Annotated in this window: 1 protein-coding gene; it reads right to left on the bottom strand. The window is 58.4% G+C overall.

Annotation, left to right across the window (positions count from 1 at the left end; all coding sequences use genetic code 11):
* Positions 1-118: 118 nt before the first annotated feature.
* On the bottom strand, positions 119-1,234 hold the full coding sequence (locus DC363_RS16545) for an IS110 family RNA-guided transposase (RefSeq protein WP_108642263.1): 1,116 nt from the start codon (positions 1,232-1,234) through the stop codon (positions 119-121).
* Positions 1,235-1,334: the final 100 nt, after the last annotated feature.

Here is a 1,334-nt window from a genome sequence, read left to right as displayed (position 1 = left end):
CGTCTCGGGGCTATTCCTATCTTACAACGGGCATCAACGTGAGTTGGCCTCAAAGCGACTGCCGGATATTCCCCTGCCGTTGACCTCGCGCCCGCCATTGGGGGCATGTAGGCCGCACCTAACAGGCAGGCATAGTGCGGCGGGCGATGTCCCACATGAAGGCAGCCATTTCCCTTGCGATGGCAGTGGTGACGACAGTCGATTTCTTGCCTCGTTGGCTGAGTTTACGATACCGCGCCGTCAGACGAGATTGTGCTTTCCAGGCAATGTCCTGAACCTCGGCTGATTGTTCCTGAAGGATGTAGAGCTTCCTCGCTCCCGGGCGTGCAGGCAGTCGATAGGTCCAAGCACCTTCGATCAGCTTATGGCGAACTCGGGAGTTACCTGCTCGGGTAATCCCACCACGCCTGGTCGTTTTTCCCGTCGAGTATTCGCTTGGAACGAGCCCCAAATAGGCCATCAATTTCACCGGCGTTTCAAAACGGCGCACATCCCCAATTTCGGCCATGAAGGTGACGGCACTTATCATCGCCACACCTCGCAAGGCCTGAAGCGCATTCACAGCTGGGGCAAGGTCCCATTCCGGCACCAGAGCTTCAATATGTCCAGTCAGCCGATCGTGGCGTTCTGTGGCATTCCGCTCAGCTTGCAGCATCTCCTGAAGGGCGAGCTGATGCGCCGGATGAGCGAAGCTTTGGCCTTGCAGCCATCGACGATATCGCATCGTCCAAGGCTTGGTCCGGTGATAGACCCGCCCGTGACGCAACATAAAGGCCGAAACGAGCTGGCGTTTGTGCCGCTGATCCTCTGCGGCACTTTCCCGAGCCCGGACCAGATCACGCATCGCCTCGTGCGTTTCGTCAGGAACCCAGATCGGCGTCAGTTCCCCAGCACGCAACAGCCGGGCCAGTCGAATGGCATCCAACCGATCTGTCTTTACGCGCTCACCGGCACGCACCGGGATCAAAGAGGGCGCCACAACACAGCATTCGAAACCGAACGCACGCACCTGCCGATAAAGACCATATCCCGTTGGTCCCGCTTCATAGCATACCGAGACAGGCGGCCCGCGTCTCGAGAGCTTCTTGAGTAGCCGGTCAACGCTGGCCGGCGTGTTTTCAAAGGTGCCCAAGCCGAGAACCTCGTCACGCACCCCTCCACCGGCGATTGCAACTGCCAGTTTGTCCTTCGAAACGTCGATCCCGACATGGATCGTCAGTTGTTCGTTCGTCATGCCTTCCTCCATCGCAAATCGACGGCACTTGCCGCCATGCGATCAGGATACAAGCTGAACCGTCATGCGCGCGCCGCTGAAAAAAGACATGCGGTCTTAC

This window comes from Thalassorhabdomicrobium marinisediminis (assembly GCF_003072065.1).
GTDB lineage: Bacteria > Pseudomonadota > Alphaproteobacteria > Rhodobacterales > Rhodobacteraceae > Octadecabacter > Octadecabacter marinisediminis.
Note: the sequence above shows the minus strand (reverse complement) of the source record. Positions and strands in the feature narration are given on the sequence as shown.